Below are 16,847 nucleotides of genomic sequence, written 5' to 3' on the forward strand. Positions count from 1 at the left end.
CGGCAAAAGGCCGTGCTGTATCCCTTTGGGCGGCACGGTCTTATGTCTATCTTGTCATAAGGCATCTGTTCTGTATTTCATCTGTATATTAATAGATGCTTAATAAAATTTCCTTAATAGCCTCTGTTCCAGCTTCTCTCGGATTACTTATAAGACAATTATCCATAAGAGCATTGTCAGTCATATTCTGAAGCTGCCCCTCATACGCTTCTCTGCTGATTCCCAGCTCTCTGATAGATGCCGGCATATCCATACAGCACATCAGAGACCGAATCAGCTCCTCAAGGGTTTTAACAGCCATCTCCGGGGCCTCGTTCATACCGACTAACTGAACTTTATATGCAAGAGTCGCATACTTGTTCATAATATCATGGTTGACGCTGTTATACTCAATCACCTTATTTAACAGCATAGCGTTGGCTAACCCGTGAGGAATATGGAAGGTTCCCCCAAGCTGATGAGCGATGCTGTGATTCAACCCCAGGCCCGCTGTGTTGAAAGCCATGCCTGCTAGTGTGGACGCCTCATGCATCAGGGTTCTCGCTTCCAGGTTTTTTCCGTCCCGGTAGCATTTTAAGAGAGCTTTGATCAGCAGTTCCGTTGCCTTTTCCGACAATGCGTCGGAGAACACATTGCAGCCGTTCGCAACATAGGCTTCCAAAGCATGTGTCAGCACATCCATACCCGTATTCGCGGTGATAGCCGGAGGCACAGACAGGGTCAGCCTTGGATCAAGGATCGCCACATCGGCCAGGATATCTTCGGATGAGATCAGATGCTTGCTCTTTGTTTCCGAATCAGTTATCACGGCAGCGGAGGTAACCTCTGAACCGGTTCCGCTGGTTGTGGGGATGGTGACAAACCTGGGTTTGGGAACCAGCTCACGCACACCGGCAAAGTAAATCATTGCCTTTGCCGTATCAATGGCAGAGCCTCCTCCAAAACCGATAACAATATCAGGGCGTACCCTGCAGAGCACCCCAAGCCCCTTGCCCACGATCTCAATGGTGGGATCCGGTATAGCCTGGTCGAACAGCTCCACAGAGTTGCTTGAGTCCAGAGAATCCAGTATATAATTGATTGCCCCACTCTCCGCAAGAAATTTGTCGCATACAACCAGAATCCGTTTTTTACGGATCTTACGCAGGTATTCCATTGCATAATTTCCGCTTCGTATCTTTGTTTTTATATATACATTTGACATGTGCGCTTCTCCTTTACATTAACGGATACTGAAGGCATCCGTCATGACGCATTTGCGCTTTCTGCAGAAGGTTCTCGGCGATGTCAGACCTTCTCCTGTGGGACCGGCAATTGTAAATGTGGTATAGCCCTCGCCTCCCACGCCGATACCTGCATAGGATGGAGCGTTTTTTACAAAGATGGTAGTCTCCATGATCTTTGCCATCTTACTGAGCTTTTCTACATTTTTAGAGTGCATCATAGCCGTATGGCGGTTTCCATGCTCCGCCTGATGGGCATATTCAATGGCTGTATCCACATCGGATACACGTACAACAGGGAGAATCGGCATCATCATTTCCTCCTGAACAAGCAAATGATCCTTGGGGACTTCCATGATGATCACCCTCACGCTGGCATCCACTGTAATACCCAGCTTATCCAGGATATAGCGGGCGCTCTTTCCTACAAAGGATGTCTTGGGACCGCCTTTTTCCGTAGTAACAAGCGCTACCAGCTGCTCTAACAGCATTGGATCCGTGATCTGGTACGCGCCGTTTTCTTTCATGTGGTGGATCAGATAATCGCAGATCGAGTCTACTGCAAACACTTCCTTCTCCGCGATACATGGAACGTTATTGTCAAAGCTGCATCCATCCACAATATCCTTTGCCGCTTTGTCAATGTCAGCCGTCTCATCGACCACTACCGGAGGATTGCCTGCCCCTGCGCCAATCGCCTTTTTGCCGGAGGAAAGGACTTTCTTTACAATAGAAGGTCCTCCTGTGGCTACCAGGAGGCGGACACTTGGGTTGTCGATCATCTTATTGGTATTTTCAATGGACGGTTCTTCCACCATGGTAATCAGGTTTGGCGGTGCGCCGTTGTCAATCAGCGCCTTGTTCAACATTTTCACCGTCATCTGTGAAACTTTTTTGGCTCTGGGATGAGGGCTGAAAACAACCGTATTGCCGCCGGCAATCATTGAAATGGAATTGTTGATGATTGTCTCGGTGGGATTGGTGGTAGGCGTAATAGCACCGATTACCCCAAATGGGCAGTATTCCACTAAGGTCAGACCGTTGTCACCGGTAATGGCCTCGGTCAGCAAATCCTCTGTACCGGGTGTTTTCTCGGCAGCCAGGCGGTTTTTGATTAATTTGTGTTCATAGTCACCAATCTCGGTTTCTTCCACAGACAGCCTGGAAATCAGCTCAAGATTCTCTCTCTTGATTATGGTTGACCGGATCACATCCACATATTTTTGTCTGTCTGAAATTTTTGAGAACAACAGCTTTTTCTGGGCCTCTTCAGAAGCGGCAATGGCCTCATCCATTGTCTTAAACACACCGTACCGTTCTAATTTGGGTGCTGTAAACTTCAGAGGCTGCTCTGCCTTAATCTCTTTTAAAGCCTGTTCTACCAGCTGTTCAATTACTTTTATATCCATATCCAAGCGTATCACACCTTCTTTCATTTATGCGCAGTCGGCAGCGGCATTCCATGCAATGCCAAGAGGGGTAACAAGGAGCGCATCATTTGTCTTAACAGTTGTTATCCCTAATGCCTTCTCAAATGTCTGTTCAAACTCGTCAAAACAACTGGCTCCGCCTACTACATAGACGCAGTCCACATCATAACCGGAAAGGAATCGCTTTACAATCGAAGCCATTTTCTCTACCACCGGTTTTATAATAGGAAACACATCATTTTCCTTGTCCTTATCCTTTTTCAGCTTTTCTGCTTCTTCGATCGGGATTCCATAATATCCGGCCAGGACCAGAGTCATATGGGTTCCTCCGGTTGGCTCATCAGCGGTAAAAATTACCTTTCCATCTTTCAGTATACTGATTCCGGTGGTTCCGCCGCCCACATCCACAACCGCGCCGTCTGTGATCTCCAAAACGGAAGCTGCCGCAGTCGGTTCATCGATCACATTGATCACTTCAAATCCTGCGCCTTCCACCACATTGGAAATGCATTTCACATTCCCATCCATAATACCCGGAGGAACCGCGGTGGCCGCTGTCTCCAATGTTACTCCAAGCAGTTCTTCCAGCTGAGCTTTCAGTCTGCGGACCGTCTGCATCGCGCCGACGAAATCCACCACAATGCCGTCCTTTACCACTTTGGAAACCGCAGTCGCACCTGCAACGGGATGGTTATCTTCGTCTGTGACAGCAATCACAATATTGGCTGTTCCCAAATCCACGCCCGTCTTTAGGTTCCCTGAATAAGGATTGCACTTGTTTTCCCTAATCAGTTCTGCAAATTCAGACAGCACTTCTTTGGTCATGAGCATATAACCCCTCTTTTCTATCTCTTTAATTTAATGCCGGATGATTACATAATCATTGTTTTTCAGCGCACATGCATTGGCTTCATCCACATCCACATGCATCTCCAATTCAAACTGATCCGACACCCGGATTAATACATCTCCAAATACTCCATGTCTCTCTCCGAATGTTTCCACTTCCACGATATCCTTATCCCATACTCCCATGGCCTCCGCCTGCTGTGGGGTCATATGAATGTGGCGAAGCGCGACAATCGCTCCCTGCGGCAGCAGGACCGTTCCCTTTGGTCCCACTAGCTCCAGGCCAGGCGTTCCTGACAAATCTCCTGATTCTCTGATCAGCGCTTTCACTCCAAGCCGAAAGCTGTCCGTTTTGGATATCTCGATCTGGCTCTGTTTTCTGACCGGGCCCAGGATACGTACCCGTTCAAACTCTCCTTTTGGCCCACGGATCGTCACTGTCTCGTTACTGGCGAACTGCCCCGGCTGCTTTAATTCGCCTTTTACAGTTAGTTCATATCCTTTTCCAAACAAGGTCTCAAGATCTTCCCGAGTCACATGAACGTGCCGATTGGATACTCCTACAGGGATTTTATAAGTATTATAGTTTACAACTTTCTCCATTACCCGTTCAGTAATCAGTTTCAGCAGTTCTTCATTTACCATCATGTTCAACCCCTTTCGGAAGTTTATAAACCGGCCGTATTGGCCGGTATATACTTACTGATACATTATAATGACTTTGGTAAGATTTTCTCTACGTCTGTGTGTGGTCTTGGAATTACATGCTGGGAAACTACCTGGCCTACATTGGCCGCAGCGGCTGCGCCTGCATCCACGGAAGCCTTTACTGCGCCTACATCGCCGCGTACCATAACTGTTACAAGTCCGGAACCAATCTTCTCATAACCGATGAGCGCTACATTAGCAGCCTTTGTCATTGCATCTGCCGCCTCAATTGCTCCTACCAAACCTTTGGTCTCAACCATTCCTAATGCTTCGTTTGACATATTTTTTTCCTCCTGAATGATATGTTTTAGTTATTATAGTAAAATTTAAAATGCTAACTGTTTCAACAGCCAGGCCTTGTCGGTCTCTTCCCAACGGAAGCCCTGGTCATCTCTTCCGAAATGGCCGTATGCTGCTGTTTTTAAAAACTGTGGCGTTCTCAGGTTCAGTTCTGAAATATAATCAGCTACTCCAAAGGAAAACACGGATTTAACCAGCTCCTCAATACTGCTGTCCGGTATCCTGCCGGTTCCGAAAGTATTGACTGTAATTGCTTCCGGTCCAATGCCTCCGATCACATAAGCCAGTGCAACCTCACATCGGTCCGCCAGCTCCGCGGCTACAATATTCTTGGCCACATAACGGGCCATGTAAGCGGCCGAACGGTCCACCTTGGTCGGATCTTTTCCTGAAAAAGCGCCTCCGCCGTGTTTTCCCACAGTTCCATAGGTGTCTACCATGATTTTTCTTCCGGTGACACCTGTATCCCCGGCAGGCCCTCCTATGACGAAACGCCCCGTGGGATTCACATGGATCCTTGTCTTCGGCGTGATCCATTGCGGATCAATCACAGGCTCTATGACAGTACAGCGTATAAATGCTTCCAGCAACTTGTGTGAAATATTTTCACTGTGCTGTGTGGATACAACAATACTGTGGATGCAAACCGGCTTTCCCGCCTCATTGTACTTCATTGTAACCTGGGTTTTTCCGTCAGGATACAGAAAGTCTGCTTTCTGAACCTTTCTCACATAAGCCAGACGTTCCGCCAAGCGGTTGGCCAGATGACAGGACAGCGGCATCAGGCTTTCCGTCTCATTGACAGCATAGCCATACATGATACCCTGATCTCCTCCGCCCAGAACTTCTTTGCCGGTTCCGGCGCTTCTGGTAACTCCCATGGAAATATCCGGCGACTGGTTATGTATATTGGTAAAAATCATACATGTATCGGCATCAAACCCTTTTCCATGTTCCGTGTATCCTATGTTTCTGATAATCTCTCTGGCCTTTGCAACAACGTCTACATGACCGCTTGATGTAACCTCACCCGCCAGCATTAGCGTATTGGCAGATGCCATAGCCTCGATCGCCACCCTGGATTTTGGATCCTTTCCCAGATATGCATCCAATATACCGTCTGAAATCTGATCACATACCTTGTCAGGATGGCCCTCTGTTACAGATTCCGATGTCACATAATAAAATCTGTCATCCCGTCCTTCCATCATTCCATCAACCTGCTTTCTTACTGCAATCAGCGGATCGAAAATCCGCTTGTCAACGTACATCTTCTTCTACGGGCGAAATGCCTTGCTGTGGTCGTCCCTTCTCCTGTTGTTGTTGCGATTGTAAAACTGGTGTGACCTTCTTTGTCAAATCCAATTCCCATAAAGGAGGGGCCGTTCTTTACAAATACAGAGGTCTGCATTTCTTTTGCCGCCTGGTTCAAATGTTCGATGGACTCTGAATGAATGGTTGCCGTATGTTTATAACCTTGTTCCACATCCAAAGCAATCTCCAGAGCTTCCTCAAAGTCAGCCGCCTTCACAAGAGGCACAAGAGGCATCAGAAGCTCCAGCGTAACGAACGGATGAATCCGCTCTGTCTCTGCTACGATCAGTTTGATGGTTCCATTACAGGGAATACCTGCATATTCAAGAATTTCATTGGCGCTCCGACCTTCCAGTTTTTTGTTAATCACAAAATCCCCGGTGACTGCCGCGTCCAGAAGTTTTTGAATCTCTTCCTCATTTTTGACATAATAAACTCCATTTTTCAGAAGCTCAAATATAAAACGATCCGCTGCTTTTTCTTCCACAACCATACACTTTTCCGACGTACACATCAGATTGTTGTCAAAAGAAGCTCCACGGACAATGTCCCTTGCAGCCTTTTCGAAATTCGCTGTGGCATCCACGATGGCGACAGGATTGGCTGGTCCGGCTCCGATTACCTTTTTGCCGGAAGTCATGGCCTGGCGCAGCGAGCCGCTACCTCCTGTGCAGACAACCAAATCCACGTCCGGGTGGCTCATAACCTCTGTGGTAAATCCCATCAGGCTTACGTGAAGGGTAACTACCAGGTTATCTATACCGCTGATGCTGCGGATCGTCTCACTGATAATCGTTGTCAAAAACTGTGAAACTTTTACTGCTCTCGGATGTGGGCAATGGATGATCGCATTGCCTGCAGCCAGCATTCCAATGGTGTTACTGATGAGTGTCGCACAGGGGTTGGTGCATGGCTGTACCGCACAAACAATACCAAAAGGGGAAAGTTCATAGAGCGTCATACCGTGGTCACCTGTATTCACTTCTGTTATCAGGTCCTCCACGCCGGGCGTCTTCTCAATGGCAAGCTTTATTTTTTGTGCCTTATCACAGACATTTCCCATGCCTGTTTCTGAAACGGTCATGGCTGCCAGTTCATTGGCAATCGGACGAAGTGCTTTTTTCACTCCTTCCAGAATTTCCTGCCGTTCATTCAGAGTCAGCTTTGAATATCTGCTGTAAGCTCCCTTTGCAGCAGCCACCGCATCGGTCACACTGGAGTAAATACTGCTTTTCATGTCATTCATTACCTCCTTTCCTTAAAAATAATTCATTTTACACTAAATATCCATTGTATCTACAATTCCGATAATCGCCATATCGATGACAGCCTCCCGTTTGGACTGGTCCACGCGGACAGAAGAGCCCGAACCAATCAGGACCGTCTCACCGATTCCGGCTCCGACATAATCCACAGCCACTTCCTCTGAATCAATGAAATTACCGTGTCCATCAATCCGTCTGATAATCATCAGTTTGTAGCCAACCAGCGAATTGTCCTTCCTGGTAGCTACTACTGTGCCTATTATCTTAGCCAATCTCATACTCTTCACATTCCTTTCACGGAGAATCCGGCTGTCTCAGGAGCGTGTTTAAATATTTCTTACCGGAACTCCTGTTCTCCATTAATTCTTTTTGTGCCTTGTAGTACTGGTGCTCTTCGCAGATGTCGTGCGTTTAGCCGTCTTTTTGGGCCTTTCGGGCGGCGTTTCCGGAGAATCCGGGACTTCCGGTTCTGCCGGATCTACGGTCCCGGTCCTGGTCGGTTCTGCTTCAACCAGAGGCTCCGATTTAATTTCTATCGGCTCTGCTTCAATCTTCGGCTCCGGTCCGGCCTCTGCTGGTTCCGCTTCAGTCTCCTGCTCCGTATCTTCCGGCGCTATTTCTTCCAGCCCAGTCTCTTCCGGTTCTCCCGCCTTAACCGCTTCCATTGTCTCAGCCTTTACTTCAACCTCAGCCTCCGTCTCCTCCTGTGCTTCTTTCTTAGGAGGGGAAGGCGGTACTGGTGGCTCAGGACAACAAAATGTCTGATCGACATAGTCGGACGGCCTTGGAATGACCTTCCATGAAACCAGCTTTCCGTTTGCGGTTCCAATCTGCTTTCCTGCATTGACAGCAGCATTGACAGCGCCTACATCCCCGATGATTTTAATGGTCATATATCCAAGACCTTTTGTGTTTTCAATCTCCAGGATCCGTACATTGGCTGCTTTGGCCATGGTATCGGCCACCACAACCGCAGTGGACAGTCCACTGATTTCAACTAATCCCAACGCCTGTTTCATCCTATCACCTCGCTCTCCTGTTTATTTGAATACGATATTCAGAAACTTCGCCCTGTCTTTAGCCAGGTCCGTTACAATATCGCCTTGCTGAAGGAATATAACACCGCCGGATGCAAACTGTTCCACATTGGACGATGATATAACCCTTTTTTTCTTTGTATCAGGATGCTGCGTATCATTTCCCGATGCCGTCTCTCCGGCCGGAGAATGACCAGGGGATTCATAGGGCGCTCTGCCTGTGAATTCATCCACGCTGCATATCTCGACTCCATACTCCAGAATCTGCCTGTAATAATTCATGACCCGGTTCCGGTAAGCAGGTTTTTCCTTTCCGGAAAATCTCGCAAGGCCAGAACGCAGAAGCACTACGCGGCTCCCCTTATCCATGCATTCCGATATCCAGGAGGTTTCGTATGTATCGCTGATACACAATGCAGTTTTTACGAGAACATCTCTCGGAACCACCGGCATCACTGTAATCGCCGTTTCCAGATCCGCAGGTTTTTCACAGGAGCGGTGCAGAATGTGGCTGCAGGCTTTCGTTTCCATGAGTCTTGCTTCATATCCCATGTCCTTCCACGAGGAAGGAATCACAGGTACGATCTCATATTGATCCGACGTTTCCATTTCCCTTAGAAATTCCATGTACCGGTCGCTCCATGGCGACACGCACAGCATATAAAGCTTCTGTCCGGGATGGTTCGCGTTGTCTGCTTTTCTTTCTGCCTCCAGCTCTCCGAGTACACGCAGCACCAGCTCTTTCAACTGTTCTTCGCTGATTTTCAATTCCTTCACCTCGTTTCAAGGAATGCCCCTATCCAACGGATAGGGGCATTCCCCGCTGCAACCGCTGCCAGATAATTGATTCTATCTGCTGCCTTTATTCAAGATGTGGAAGAATCTTCTCAACATCCGTATGAGGGCGTGGAATAACGTGGGTAGATACAACCTCTCCCACTGCTGCCGCAGAAGCTGCGCCGGCATCGGTAGCTGCTTTAACCGCACCTACATCGCCTCTTACCATAACGGTAACAAGTCCGGATCCGATTTTCTCATATCCAACCAGTGTAACGTTGGCAGCTTTAACCATGGCATCCGCTGCTTCAATTGCACCGACCAATCCTTTTGTCTCGACCATACCTAATGCATCTGCATTCATATTAGAACCTCCTTAATTGATTCACATTCTCCAGATTTATCTTATTAGATATATGGAGTTGTTGTAGACTTAGGTTCATCACCTAATGCACCAAGCATTTTCTTGCCCGCTTCGATGGAAGCCTTCACTGCCTGGCGTACAGCGCCGGAATCACCGGTAAATGTGAGGATAACCTCGTTTGAATAGCTGGTTCCGCCGTTACCTGGTGAACAGTAGCCTACCACTTCAACGTTAGCAGCCTTTACCGCGATATCCGCCAGAACCGTGCCGATTGCAGCCGGTCCCGCGCATGTCATGCCGAATGCTCTTCCAACCGGCGCACCCAACGCCTTCTCAAGACAGTAACTGGCTCTTGCGGTATACTGGAACTCCAGATGTCCCGCATCGTTGCCGTATACATCGCCGAAGTATTTTGGAAGAACCTGAAGGGCAATCTCAACTGCTCTTCTGGCATCCGATACATCATCTGCTCCGATATAGATCAAGCTGCCGTGTCCGGCACCGCCCTTCGTATCTCTTGGAAGCTCTACGGAAATGATTTCTGTGTTGGTTGCCTTTACAGCCTCATCAACTGCCCATATCTGAGGGCCCGCTCCGGTTCTGCCTCCCACAATACCGATGGAACGGTATTTACCTAACTTCATAACGTCCACTAACATAGGATCCACGCTGGCAATAACAAGGCCGATCGTATCGCCGATTGCCGTTCCCACAAACTCGGTTAATCCAATATTACCGCAGCATTCTTCCTTTGGCGCCTCTGCCTTGCACTCCTCTTTCCCGATGCCAAGTTCATCGGAAACCTGCTTCATTACTTTCTCAATTAACTGCTGATCCATTTTTCTTCCTCCATTCTAAAATCTTGTCTAACCGCCAATGATACATTGAAAACCATAACTCTCCACCACTGCCTTACATTCCTCCAGATCCTCCGGAGCCAGCGGCTTAATTTGTTTCAGTGTGTAATCCTGGCCCAACAAACCATACTTGTTTTCGCCAAAGGAATGATACGGCAGCAGATGTATAGTCCGTATACCCACCAGGGTTCTGGCAAACTCTGCGATCGCCTTAATATCCTCCACCGAGTAGTTAAAGCCCGGAATCACCGGAACACGGATTACAGTATTGGATATTTTACAGATCTCGGGAGCATTTTTAATAACCAGGTCATTGCTAACCCCCGTGAACTTTTTATGCTGCTCACCGTCCATATGCTTAATATCCAGAAGCACCGTATCCACATAAGGAATTACCTTCTCAATCGCTTCACGGCTCCCCACTCCAGTGGTCTCAATGGCGGTATTCCATCCCTGCCCCTTGCATGCCTGCAGAAGCTCGGAAGCAAATTCATACTGCATCAGCGGCTCACCGCCGGATAAAGTGATGCCTCCGCCGGAACGTCTGTAGGTTGTGGCATCCTTTTTCAGTTCCCGGATTACCTGCTGGATCGACATTGTCTTTCCTTTCAGCACCAAGGCGCCTGCCGGACATGCATTGACACATTCGCCGCATCCACTGCACAGCTCTCTGTTAATCCAGGTTTTATTTTCCGGACTGATTGCCCCTCTCTTGCAGGCCGTTATACAACGGCCGCAATGAAGGCAATCATCTTCTTTATACATAATAACTGGTTTGATACTCTGGGATTCAGGATTACTACACCACTGGCAGGAGAGAGGACAGCCCTTTAAAAACACGATCGTCCGGATTCCCGGTCCGTCATGCAGGGAAAACCTTTGTATGTCGAACACGGTTCCCATTAAATTATAATTGATTGAATCCATGCCGAACTCCCTTCACTGTATTATACTGGAACCGCACTAAAAGGTCTGCTCTGTACGGCTGATAATATCGTCCTGAACTTCTTTTGCCAGAACGGTAAACTGTGCGCTGTATCCTGCAACACGGACTACCAGATCCTTGTAATCCTCCGGATGCTCCTGTGCTGCAAGCAGGGTTGCTCTGTCAATAACGTTGAACTGCACATGCATGCCCTTGTGATCAAAATATGCGCGTACCACGGATGCGAAACGTTTCAGGCCTTCATCCCCTGCAAGTGCGTCAGGAAGGAATTTCTGGTTGTATAACGTACCGTTGGAATAGTTTGCATGATCCAGTTTTGCCACGGACATGGCTGCCGCCGTCGGTCCGTTGGTATCCTTTCCCTGTCTCGGGGAAACGCCGTCAGCCAGAGGAGTCTTAGCCAGCCTTCCATCCGGAAGAGCGCTTACATCCTTTCCGAATAACACATTGGCAGATACAGGATAGCATCCAGCCTGGAACTGTCCGCCGCGCGGATTCGTGTATTTTTCCACTTCGTAGGAATAAATCTGTCCACAGCGTCTTGCGATCATATCAACTTCGTCAATATCATTTCCAAACCATGGGGTGTTCTCCATCAGTCTCTTAATGTGTGCATAATCAGGGTTCACACAGGCCGGTTCTGTCTTGGCCGGCTCTGCGGGTGACGGCCAGCGGCATGCCTGTGCAGGTCCGGCAAGCTGTGCCTGAAGATCCGCCAGGTTGATGGAGCCGTTATTGCTAAGGATTCTCTTGACTGCTTCATAAATCCTTGCTTCGTCCGTGCACTCGTCAGCCGTAGCAGCAGGTGCGGAGGCATTGCATGCATAACCGAAGTTGTTTGCCATTGCTTCTTTCAGCTGAGCCATGGTTACTTCCTTGCTCTCAAATACATGTTTCTTGATGGCACACAGGGAGTCTCCGGAATCGGCCACGCCGAATGCCTGCGGGCCTGTAAAGTTGTAAATTGCTCCGCCTTCCTGTACACTCTTGCCTCTTCCGATACAGTCATCTACCAGTGCTGACAGGAATGGAAGCGGCGCTCTCTCTGCATGTGCGAAGTCAACACAGTTGTCGGCTTCTGCCAGATGATATACGAAATATTCCATCTGTTTTTTGTATGCCGCAAAAATATCCTCAATGCTGGTAAAGGAAGTCATATCACCGGTCTGCGGGCCTAACTGCTTGTCGCCCACCTTGCCGTTGTTCAGGGTGATTTCCAGAACCTTTGCAATGTTGAAGAACGCTGCGTCATGCCAGCCCTCTGTCTTGTGCGGGCACTGCGGCTCTACACAGCCGATGATGCAGTAGCTTCTTGCATCTGCTAGAGACACGCCTCTGTTGCACAGTGCAGGGATAATTACTTCATCATTGTACATAGCCGGAACGCCCAGTCCGAGACGGGTCACTTCGCATGCTCTGTAGAGGAATTCATCCGGTGTATTCTGGTGAACGCGGATGGAGAAGGAAGGCGCCGGCAGAGCTACGTGGGCAACAGCTTCCATACACATATAGGATACGTCATTGGTTGCATCCAGGCCGTCCTCTGTCTGGCCGCCCACGATCAGGTTCTGGAATACTGCGTATCCGGCAAATGCCTGTGCGCTGACCTCATCACGCGTCTTGTTGACATCATTTAATTTAACCCAGATACAGTCAACCAGTTCCTGTGCAAATTCCGGGCAGATGTTTTTATCTGCGGCCAGATGCGGATACATGTACTGGTCAAAACGTCCTGGTGAAATGGAGTGGCCGTTGGCCTCGATCTGAAGGAGGATCTGTACAAACCAGAATGCCTGGCATGCTTCGTAGAAATTGGTTGCTCCCCGTTCCGGAACCCTGTCGCAGTTGGCAGCGATCTGGAGCAGTTCTGCTTTTCTTACAGGATCCGGGCATGAAGCTGCCATCTCTCTTGCCTTGGCAGCATAGCGGTGTGCAAAGTTGATTGCTGCCGTATATGTAATTACAATCGCCTCATAGAAATTTTTCTTCTTGATGTACTCCGGATCACTTGTATCCAGCTTTTCCATGGTCTCGATTACCTGTTTAATGATTCCGGTGAAACCGATATCCAGAACCTTGCCGTAATCTACACACACATGTCCAACGCCGCCGTAGAAGTAGTTGCCTACCGTAAACACTCCGTTTGCGATGCAGTCCTTAGTCTCCTGTGACATATAGGAATCTGCCAGAGCGCTGGTGGTCTTTCCTTCCCAGTATTTGAATGCTTCATGCAGCTCTGCTGCGGTATCTTTTGGAATCTGGAACGGGTCGGCAACTCTGGTGCCCATTGTCTCAAATTCCTTCTCAACCCAGTCATAAGAAAATTCAGGACAAATCTCTGTTGAACGCAGATTCTTTGTGATTGCGCCTACAACCAGCTCGTCATCATGAATGGTAATCGGAAGATTGTTAAAAATTTTCTCTGCTGCTTTGGCACGGCGCATAATAGGAGACAGTCCCTCTGTCTCTTTATAGGACTCTGTTACCAGAACCGCCCTCTCAGACTCAACGTACGGAATTGCATCGACAATTGCTCTTTTAAGACGTTTCACTCTCTCGGTTGGCTCTGTAAACCCCTTTGCTATCATACAAATATCCTCCTTTATTTTGTTTTCTATTGCATAGTTTTCAGTTTCCGGGATTTGCCCGTCCATCAATTCCAGGGCGTCCCTCCTCCTCATAATATCCTATACGGACGAAAAAGAAGACATATTATTAAAACGTAATAGATGTAAAATACAGACTTTTCATCACGAAATTGTGACGCCCAGCAGCTTGAGAAACCCTTTTAGAATTTCCACATTCCCGGGCCAGGCCGGGGAAGTTACCAGATTTTCAAAGATTACCGCTTCATACGGCTCCTTTTCCATGAAAATGCCTCCGGCTGCCAGTACCTCCGGCCGCACCGCCGGATAAGCAGTCACCTTTTTTCCCTTCAGCACTCTGGCCGCGGTCAGGATCTGTACTCCGTGGCATATGGCCGCCACCGGTTTTTTCAGATCCATAAAGTAATGTACCATATCTATTACCCTGGAATTCAGCCTGAGATACTCGGGCGCCCTTCCCCCGGTAAGGAACAGTCCGTCGTATTGTTCCAGCTTCAGATACTGGAACGAAGCATTGAGCACAAAATTGTGCCCCGGTTTTTCAGAATAGGTCTGGTCACCTTCAAAATCATGAATCGCTGTCCTTATGGTGTCTCCCGCAGTCTTGTCCGGGCAGACCACATCCACCGCCACCCCCGCCATCAGTAATGCCTGATACGGCACCATCACCTCATAATCCTCCGTATAGTCGCCCGCCAGCATCAGAACTCGCTTCATCCGTTTCCTCCTCTCTTTCCCATGGCATGGTATCGCCCTCTTCCCGCAGGTAATTAAGAATATCTCCCACCCCTTCGCCGGTCACGGAGCTGACATAGAATATCTTCTTGCATCCCGTAAGTTCCAGCCACATGGTGGCTAGGTCCGGCCTTGCCTCCGGCTGGTCAATCTGTGTCACGATCCCTATGACTTCCCTGGTTGCCATGGATACAATATTGGGGCTGTACAGTGAATAGTCCTCAATGGCGCTCATCAGCAGTCCCACAATGTCAGCCTCATAGGAATACAGAATCAACGCCCTTGCCAGGGTTTTGTTCTCCGCATACTCTCCGGGCGTATCGATAATAACATCGTAATTATTAATGTACTGCGTCTTATGGTATGTTATCTTTCTACCCTTCATCGCCTGTGTCAGCGTGGTCTTTCCCGCTCCGCTGCGCCCCACCAGCATGATCTTTTTCATTGACGCTCCTTCCCGGCTAAGCAGCATGTAATCAGGCCTTTGTGATCCTGCATACCGTAAAATCAAGTTCTGAGGACGTGTACTCCAAAATCCGCTCAAAGGCGATATTGACATCAGAAATGGTTCCCGTGATAATGAGCGTACCGCTGAACCGGTCGATAAAACCAATCTGTATATTAGAAGCCTTGATGGCCAGATCCGCTGTTATGATTGCTGTCTCACTGGGAGTAAGGGTCAGTACTCCGATGGCCGAACGGTGATAATCAACCTTTGGATCCAGTCCCAGTTTTTTGTAAATCACCTCATCCGGGCTGGCTATTATATGAGCCATGGTAATCTGTTTGCCGGGCACTGATTCCTGTATAATCCTCATCAGGTCCCCCTGGCTTCCATTCCAGTTTTTTATTTCCATTTATCACCATCACCTTTCCGCCTTTATTTTTATATTGTAACATTTTATAAAAGTTTCCTTTAGTACTAGACAAACTGATTTTTTGTATTATACAGACTTGTACGCAATGAGTCGGACAGTATTGGATAATACCATTTTTTAGACTGCCCATTCATTGTATAGGATATCTTTTTTCTTTATAATTAAAAAGAAAGGGATTTGAGTGATATATGAAGGGAGAGTATATATGACGCTGTTAGAACAAATAAAAGAAGCGGGAATCGTCGGGTGCGGCGGGGCCGGCTTCCCTACCCATGTCAAGCTGAACTGTACCGTGGAATATCTGATTATCAATGCCGCCGAATGTGAACCGCTCCTGCGGACCGACCGTTTTCTTATGCTCCATAAGGCCAGGGAGATCGTCACGGCCGCCGGTATGATCGGAGATATGGTACAGGCGGGTAAACGTTATATAGTACTGAAAGAAACATACTCGGAAGAGATTGCCGCACTGGAAGCTGCCATTACAGAACTTCACAGTCCTGTCAAGCTTTATAAGATGAAGAACTTCTACCCGGCCGGCGATGAACAGATCATGGTCTGCGACGTTACGGGGCGCACGGTTCCGCCTTCCGGAATCCCCCTTGACGTGGGTGCCGTGGTATCCAATCTGGCCACCGTTTATTCCATTTACAATGCATCCCAGGGACAGCCCTTTACCGAAAAATACCTGACGGTTACCGGGGCGGTGAACTCCCCCTGCATTGTCCGCGCTCCTCTGGGTACTTCCTTTGCAGAGTGCCTTCTGCTGGCCGGAGGAAGCAGTCTTTCCTCCTTTCACGTAATCGCAGGCGGCCCCATGATGGGTAAATGCTACAGAAAGGAGGAAGCCGCGGGACTGACCGTCACAAAAACCACTTCCGGCTACATCATTGTCGCTGACGATACGCCCCTGGTGGAAAAGCATAATATTCCCATATCCGTTTCGCTGAAGCGGGCCAAAATGTGCTGTATCCAATGCTCTTACTGCACCCAGATGTGTCCGCGTTACCTCACGGGACATCCGTTAAAGCCGCATATGATTATGCGAAAGCTCGCCTATGCCCAGTCTCCCGAGGAGGTTCTGGAGGACGAGCATGTCAGGCAGGCCATGATATGCAGCGAGTGCGGACTCTGTGAAACATATGCCTGTCCCATGGGACTTCAGCCGCGCCAGGTCAATATTTATGTCAAGAATCTGCTCCGGCAGAATAAATACCGCTATCCCAAGCCTTCAGAGACATTTACACAGCTGGAGGAACGAAGCTACCGGAAAGCGCCGTCCAAGCGCATGGCGGTCCGCCTGGGTGTCGACCAGTATTATGACTATCATATTGACAGCTGCAAAGCCGCTGATCCCGCCACAGTTCGGATCTCCCTAAGACAGCACATCGGCGCCCCCAGCCAACCTGTGGTACAGACAGGTGACACGGTTTCGTGCGGGCAGCTGATCGGAGCGATTCCTGCGGAGGCGCTGGGTGCCAACATTCATGCGAGTATATCCGGAACCGTCGTACAGGTTACTGATACTGAAATTGTTATTTCTGCTGACAGGCAGTAG

At 48.7% G+C, this 16,847-nt stretch carries 18 protein-coding genes; 1 reads left to right on the forward strand and 17 read right to left on the reverse strand.

The window, feature by feature from the left end; all coding sequences use genetic code 11:
• Nucleotides 1-88 precede the first annotated feature (88 nt).
• The 17 genes from CGC65_RS23890 to CGC65_RS23970 form a co-directional block, all read right to left on the reverse strand.
• On the reverse strand, nt 89-1,204 hold the full coding sequence (locus tag CGC65_RS23890) for a 1-propanol dehydrogenase PduQ (RefSeq protein ID WP_002568814.1): 1,116 nt from the start codon (nt 1,202-1,204) through the stop codon (nt 89-91).
• 18 nt (nt 1,205-1,222) lie between these two features.
• The gene (locus tag CGC65_RS23895; RefSeq protein WP_002568815.1) at nt 1,223-2,638 is read right to left on the reverse strand and encodes an aldehyde dehydrogenase family protein; all 1,416 of its coding nucleotides are present in this window, start codon (nt 2,636-2,638) and stop codon (nt 1,223-1,225) included.
• Between the two features lie 21 nt (nt 2,639-2,659).
• Nucleotides 2,660-3,484, reverse strand: a complete 825-nt coding sequence (gene eutJ, locus CGC65_RS23900) for an ethanolamine utilization protein EutJ (RefSeq protein ID WP_002568816.1) — start codon at nt 3,482-3,484, stop codon at nt 2,660-2,662.
• Nucleotides 3,485-3,511: 27 nt separating this feature from the next.
• Entirely contained in the window at nt 3,512-4,150 is a 639-nt protein-coding gene (locus tag CGC65_RS23905; protein WP_002568817.1) for a phosphate propanoyltransferase, read from the reverse strand.
• A 62-nt stretch (nt 4,151-4,212) separates the two neighbouring features.
• Nucleotides 4,213-4,491, reverse strand: coding sequence for a propanediol utilization microcompartment protein PduA (gene pduA / locus CGC65_RS23910; RefSeq protein ID WP_002568818.1), 279 nt, complete (start codon nt 4,489-4,491; stop codon nt 4,213-4,215).
• 45 nt (nt 4,492-4,536) lie between these two features.
• Nucleotides 4,537-5,721, reverse strand: coding sequence for a methionine adenosyltransferase (gene metK / locus CGC65_RS23915; protein WP_002568819.1), 1,185 nt, complete (start codon nt 5,719-5,721; stop codon nt 4,537-4,539).
• Nucleotides 5,722-5,747: 26 nt separating this feature from the next.
• The gene (locus tag CGC65_RS23920; protein ID WP_007038680.1) at nt 5,748-7,070 is read right to left on the reverse strand and encodes an aldehyde dehydrogenase; all 1,323 of its coding nucleotides are present in this window, start codon (nt 7,068-7,070) and stop codon (nt 5,748-5,750) included.
• Between the two features lie 33 nt (nt 7,071-7,103).
• Complete coding sequence (locus CGC65_RS23925; protein ID WP_002568821.1) at nt 7,104-7,367, reverse strand: EutN/CcmL family microcompartment protein; 264 nt, start codon at nt 7,365-7,367, stop codon at nt 7,104-7,106.
• Nucleotides 7,368-7,448: 81 nt separating this feature from the next.
• Nucleotides 7,449-8,108 carry a BMC domain-containing protein gene (locus tag CGC65_RS23930; RefSeq protein WP_002568822.1) on the reverse strand — a complete coding sequence of 220 codons (660 nt, stop codon included), beginning with the start codon at nt 8,106-8,108 and terminating at the stop codon, nt 7,449-7,451.
• Between the two features lie 21 nt (nt 8,109-8,129).
• Nucleotides 8,130-8,903 (reverse strand): hypothetical protein, encoded by a 774-nt coding sequence (locus tag CGC65_RS23935; RefSeq protein WP_007038679.1) that lies wholly within the window; start codon nt 8,901-8,903, stop codon nt 8,130-8,132.
• A gap of 85 nt (nt 8,904-8,988) precedes the next feature.
• The gene (pduA, locus tag CGC65_RS23940; RefSeq protein ID WP_002568824.1) at nt 8,989-9,267 is read right to left on the reverse strand and encodes a propanediol utilization microcompartment protein PduA; all 279 of its coding nucleotides are present in this window, start codon (nt 9,265-9,267) and stop codon (nt 8,989-8,991) included.
• A gap of 44 nt (nt 9,268-9,311) precedes the next feature.
• Nucleotides 9,312-10,106 (reverse strand): propanediol utilization microcompartment protein PduB, encoded by a 795-nt coding sequence (pduB, locus tag CGC65_RS23945; RefSeq protein WP_002568825.1) that lies wholly within the window; start codon nt 10,104-10,106, stop codon nt 9,312-9,314.
• A gap of 27 nt (nt 10,107-10,133) precedes the next feature.
• The gene (locus tag CGC65_RS23950) at nt 10,134-11,051 is read right to left on the reverse strand and encodes a glycyl-radical enzyme activating protein (RefSeq protein ID WP_002568826.1); all 918 of its coding nucleotides are present in this window, start codon (nt 11,049-11,051) and stop codon (nt 10,134-10,136) included.
• A gap of 36 nt (nt 11,052-11,087) precedes the next feature.
• Nucleotides 11,088-13,658, reverse strand: coding sequence for a glycyl radical protein (locus CGC65_RS23955; protein WP_002568827.1), 2,571 nt, complete (start codon nt 13,656-13,658; stop codon nt 11,088-11,090).
• Nucleotides 13,659-13,820: 162 nt separating this feature from the next.
• Nucleotides 13,821-14,393, reverse strand: a complete 573-nt coding sequence (locus tag CGC65_RS23960) for a DJ-1/PfpI family protein (protein ID WP_002568828.1) — start codon at nt 14,391-14,393, stop codon at nt 13,821-13,823.
• Complete coding sequence (locus tag CGC65_RS23965; RefSeq protein ID WP_002568829.1) at nt 14,347-14,856, reverse strand: EutP/PduV family microcompartment system protein; 510 nt, start codon at nt 14,854-14,856, stop codon at nt 14,347-14,349. The genes CGC65_RS23960 and CGC65_RS23965 overlap by 47 nt, the downstream gene beginning before the upstream one ends.
• A 31-nt stretch (nt 14,857-14,887) precedes the next feature.
• Nucleotides 14,888-15,268 carry a BMC domain-containing protein gene (locus tag CGC65_RS23970; protein ID WP_007038675.1) on the reverse strand — a complete coding sequence of 127 codons (381 nt, stop codon included), beginning with the start codon at nt 15,266-15,268 and terminating at the stop codon, nt 14,888-14,890.
• Between the two features lie 226 nt (nt 15,269-15,494).
• Between CGC65_RS23970 and CGC65_RS23975 the strand changes: the two genes are divergently transcribed.
• Nucleotides 15,495-16,847: a 4Fe-4S dicluster domain-containing protein gene (locus CGC65_RS23975; RefSeq protein WP_002568831.1), complete on the forward strand. Its 1,353-nt coding sequence runs from the start codon at nt 15,495-15,497 to the stop codon at nt 16,845-16,847.

The organism is Enterocloster bolteae (assembly GCF_002234575.2).
Lineage (GTDB): Bacteria > Bacillota > Clostridia > Lachnospirales > Lachnospiraceae > Enterocloster > Enterocloster bolteae.

Bases quoted from the DNA above. Each gene is read 5' to 3' on its own strand.
- CGC65_RS23890 (WP_002568814.1), bottom strand. From the start codon at position 1,204: ATGTCAAATGTATATATAAAAACAAAGATACGAAGCGGAAATTATGCA.
- eutJ (WP_002568816.1), bottom strand. From the start codon at position 3,484: ATGCTCATGACCAAAGAAGTGCTGTCTGAATTTGCAGAACTGATTAGG.
- CGC65_RS23905 (WP_002568817.1), bottom strand. From the start codon at position 4,150: ATGATGGTAAATGAAGAACTGCTGAAACTGATTACTGAACGGGTAATG.
- pduA (WP_002568818.1), bottom strand. From the start codon at position 4,491: ATGTCAAACGAAGCATTAGGAATGGTTGAGACCAAAGGTTTGGTAGGA.
- metK (WP_002568819.1), bottom strand. From the start codon at position 5,721: ATGATGGAAGGACGGGATGACAGATTTTATTATGTGACATCGGAATCT.
- CGC65_RS23920 (WP_007038680.1), bottom strand. From the start codon at position 7,070: ATGAATGACATGAAAAGCAGTATTTACTCCAGTGTGACCGATGCGGTG.
- CGC65_RS23925 (WP_002568821.1), bottom strand. From the start codon at position 7,367: ATGAGATTGGCTAAGATAATAGGCACAGTAGTAGCTACCAGGAAGGAC.
- CGC65_RS23930 (WP_002568822.1), bottom strand. From the start codon at position 8,108: ATGAAACAGGCGTTGGGATTAGTTGAAATCAGTGGACTGTCCACTGCG.
- pduA (WP_002568824.1), bottom strand. From the start codon at position 9,267: ATGAATGCAGATGCATTAGGTATGGTCGAGACAAAAGGATTGGTCGGT.
- pduB (WP_002568825.1), bottom strand. From the start codon at position 10,106: ATGGATCAGCAGTTAATTGAGAAAGTAATGAAGCAGGTTTCCGATGAA.
- CGC65_RS23950 (WP_002568826.1), bottom strand. From the start codon at position 11,051: ATGGATTCAATCAATTATAATTTAATGGGAACCGTGTTCGACATACAA.
- CGC65_RS23955 (WP_002568827.1), bottom strand. From the start codon at position 13,658: ATGATAGCAAAGGGGTTTACAGAGCCAACCGAGAGAGTGAAACGTCTT.
- CGC65_RS23960 (WP_002568828.1), bottom strand. From the start codon at position 14,393: ATGAAGCGAGTTCTGATGCTGGCGGGCGACTATACGGAGGATTATGAG.
- CGC65_RS23965 (WP_002568829.1), bottom strand. From the start codon at position 14,856: ATGAAAAAGATCATGCTGGTGGGGCGCAGCGGAGCGGGAAAGACCACG.
- CGC65_RS23970 (WP_007038675.1), bottom strand. From the start codon at position 15,268: ATGGAAATAAAAAACTGGAATGGAAGCCAGGGGGACCTGATGAGGATT.
- CGC65_RS23975 (WP_002568831.1), top strand. From the start codon at position 15,495: ATGACGCTGTTAGAACAAATAAAAGAAGCGGGAATCGTCGGGTGCGGC.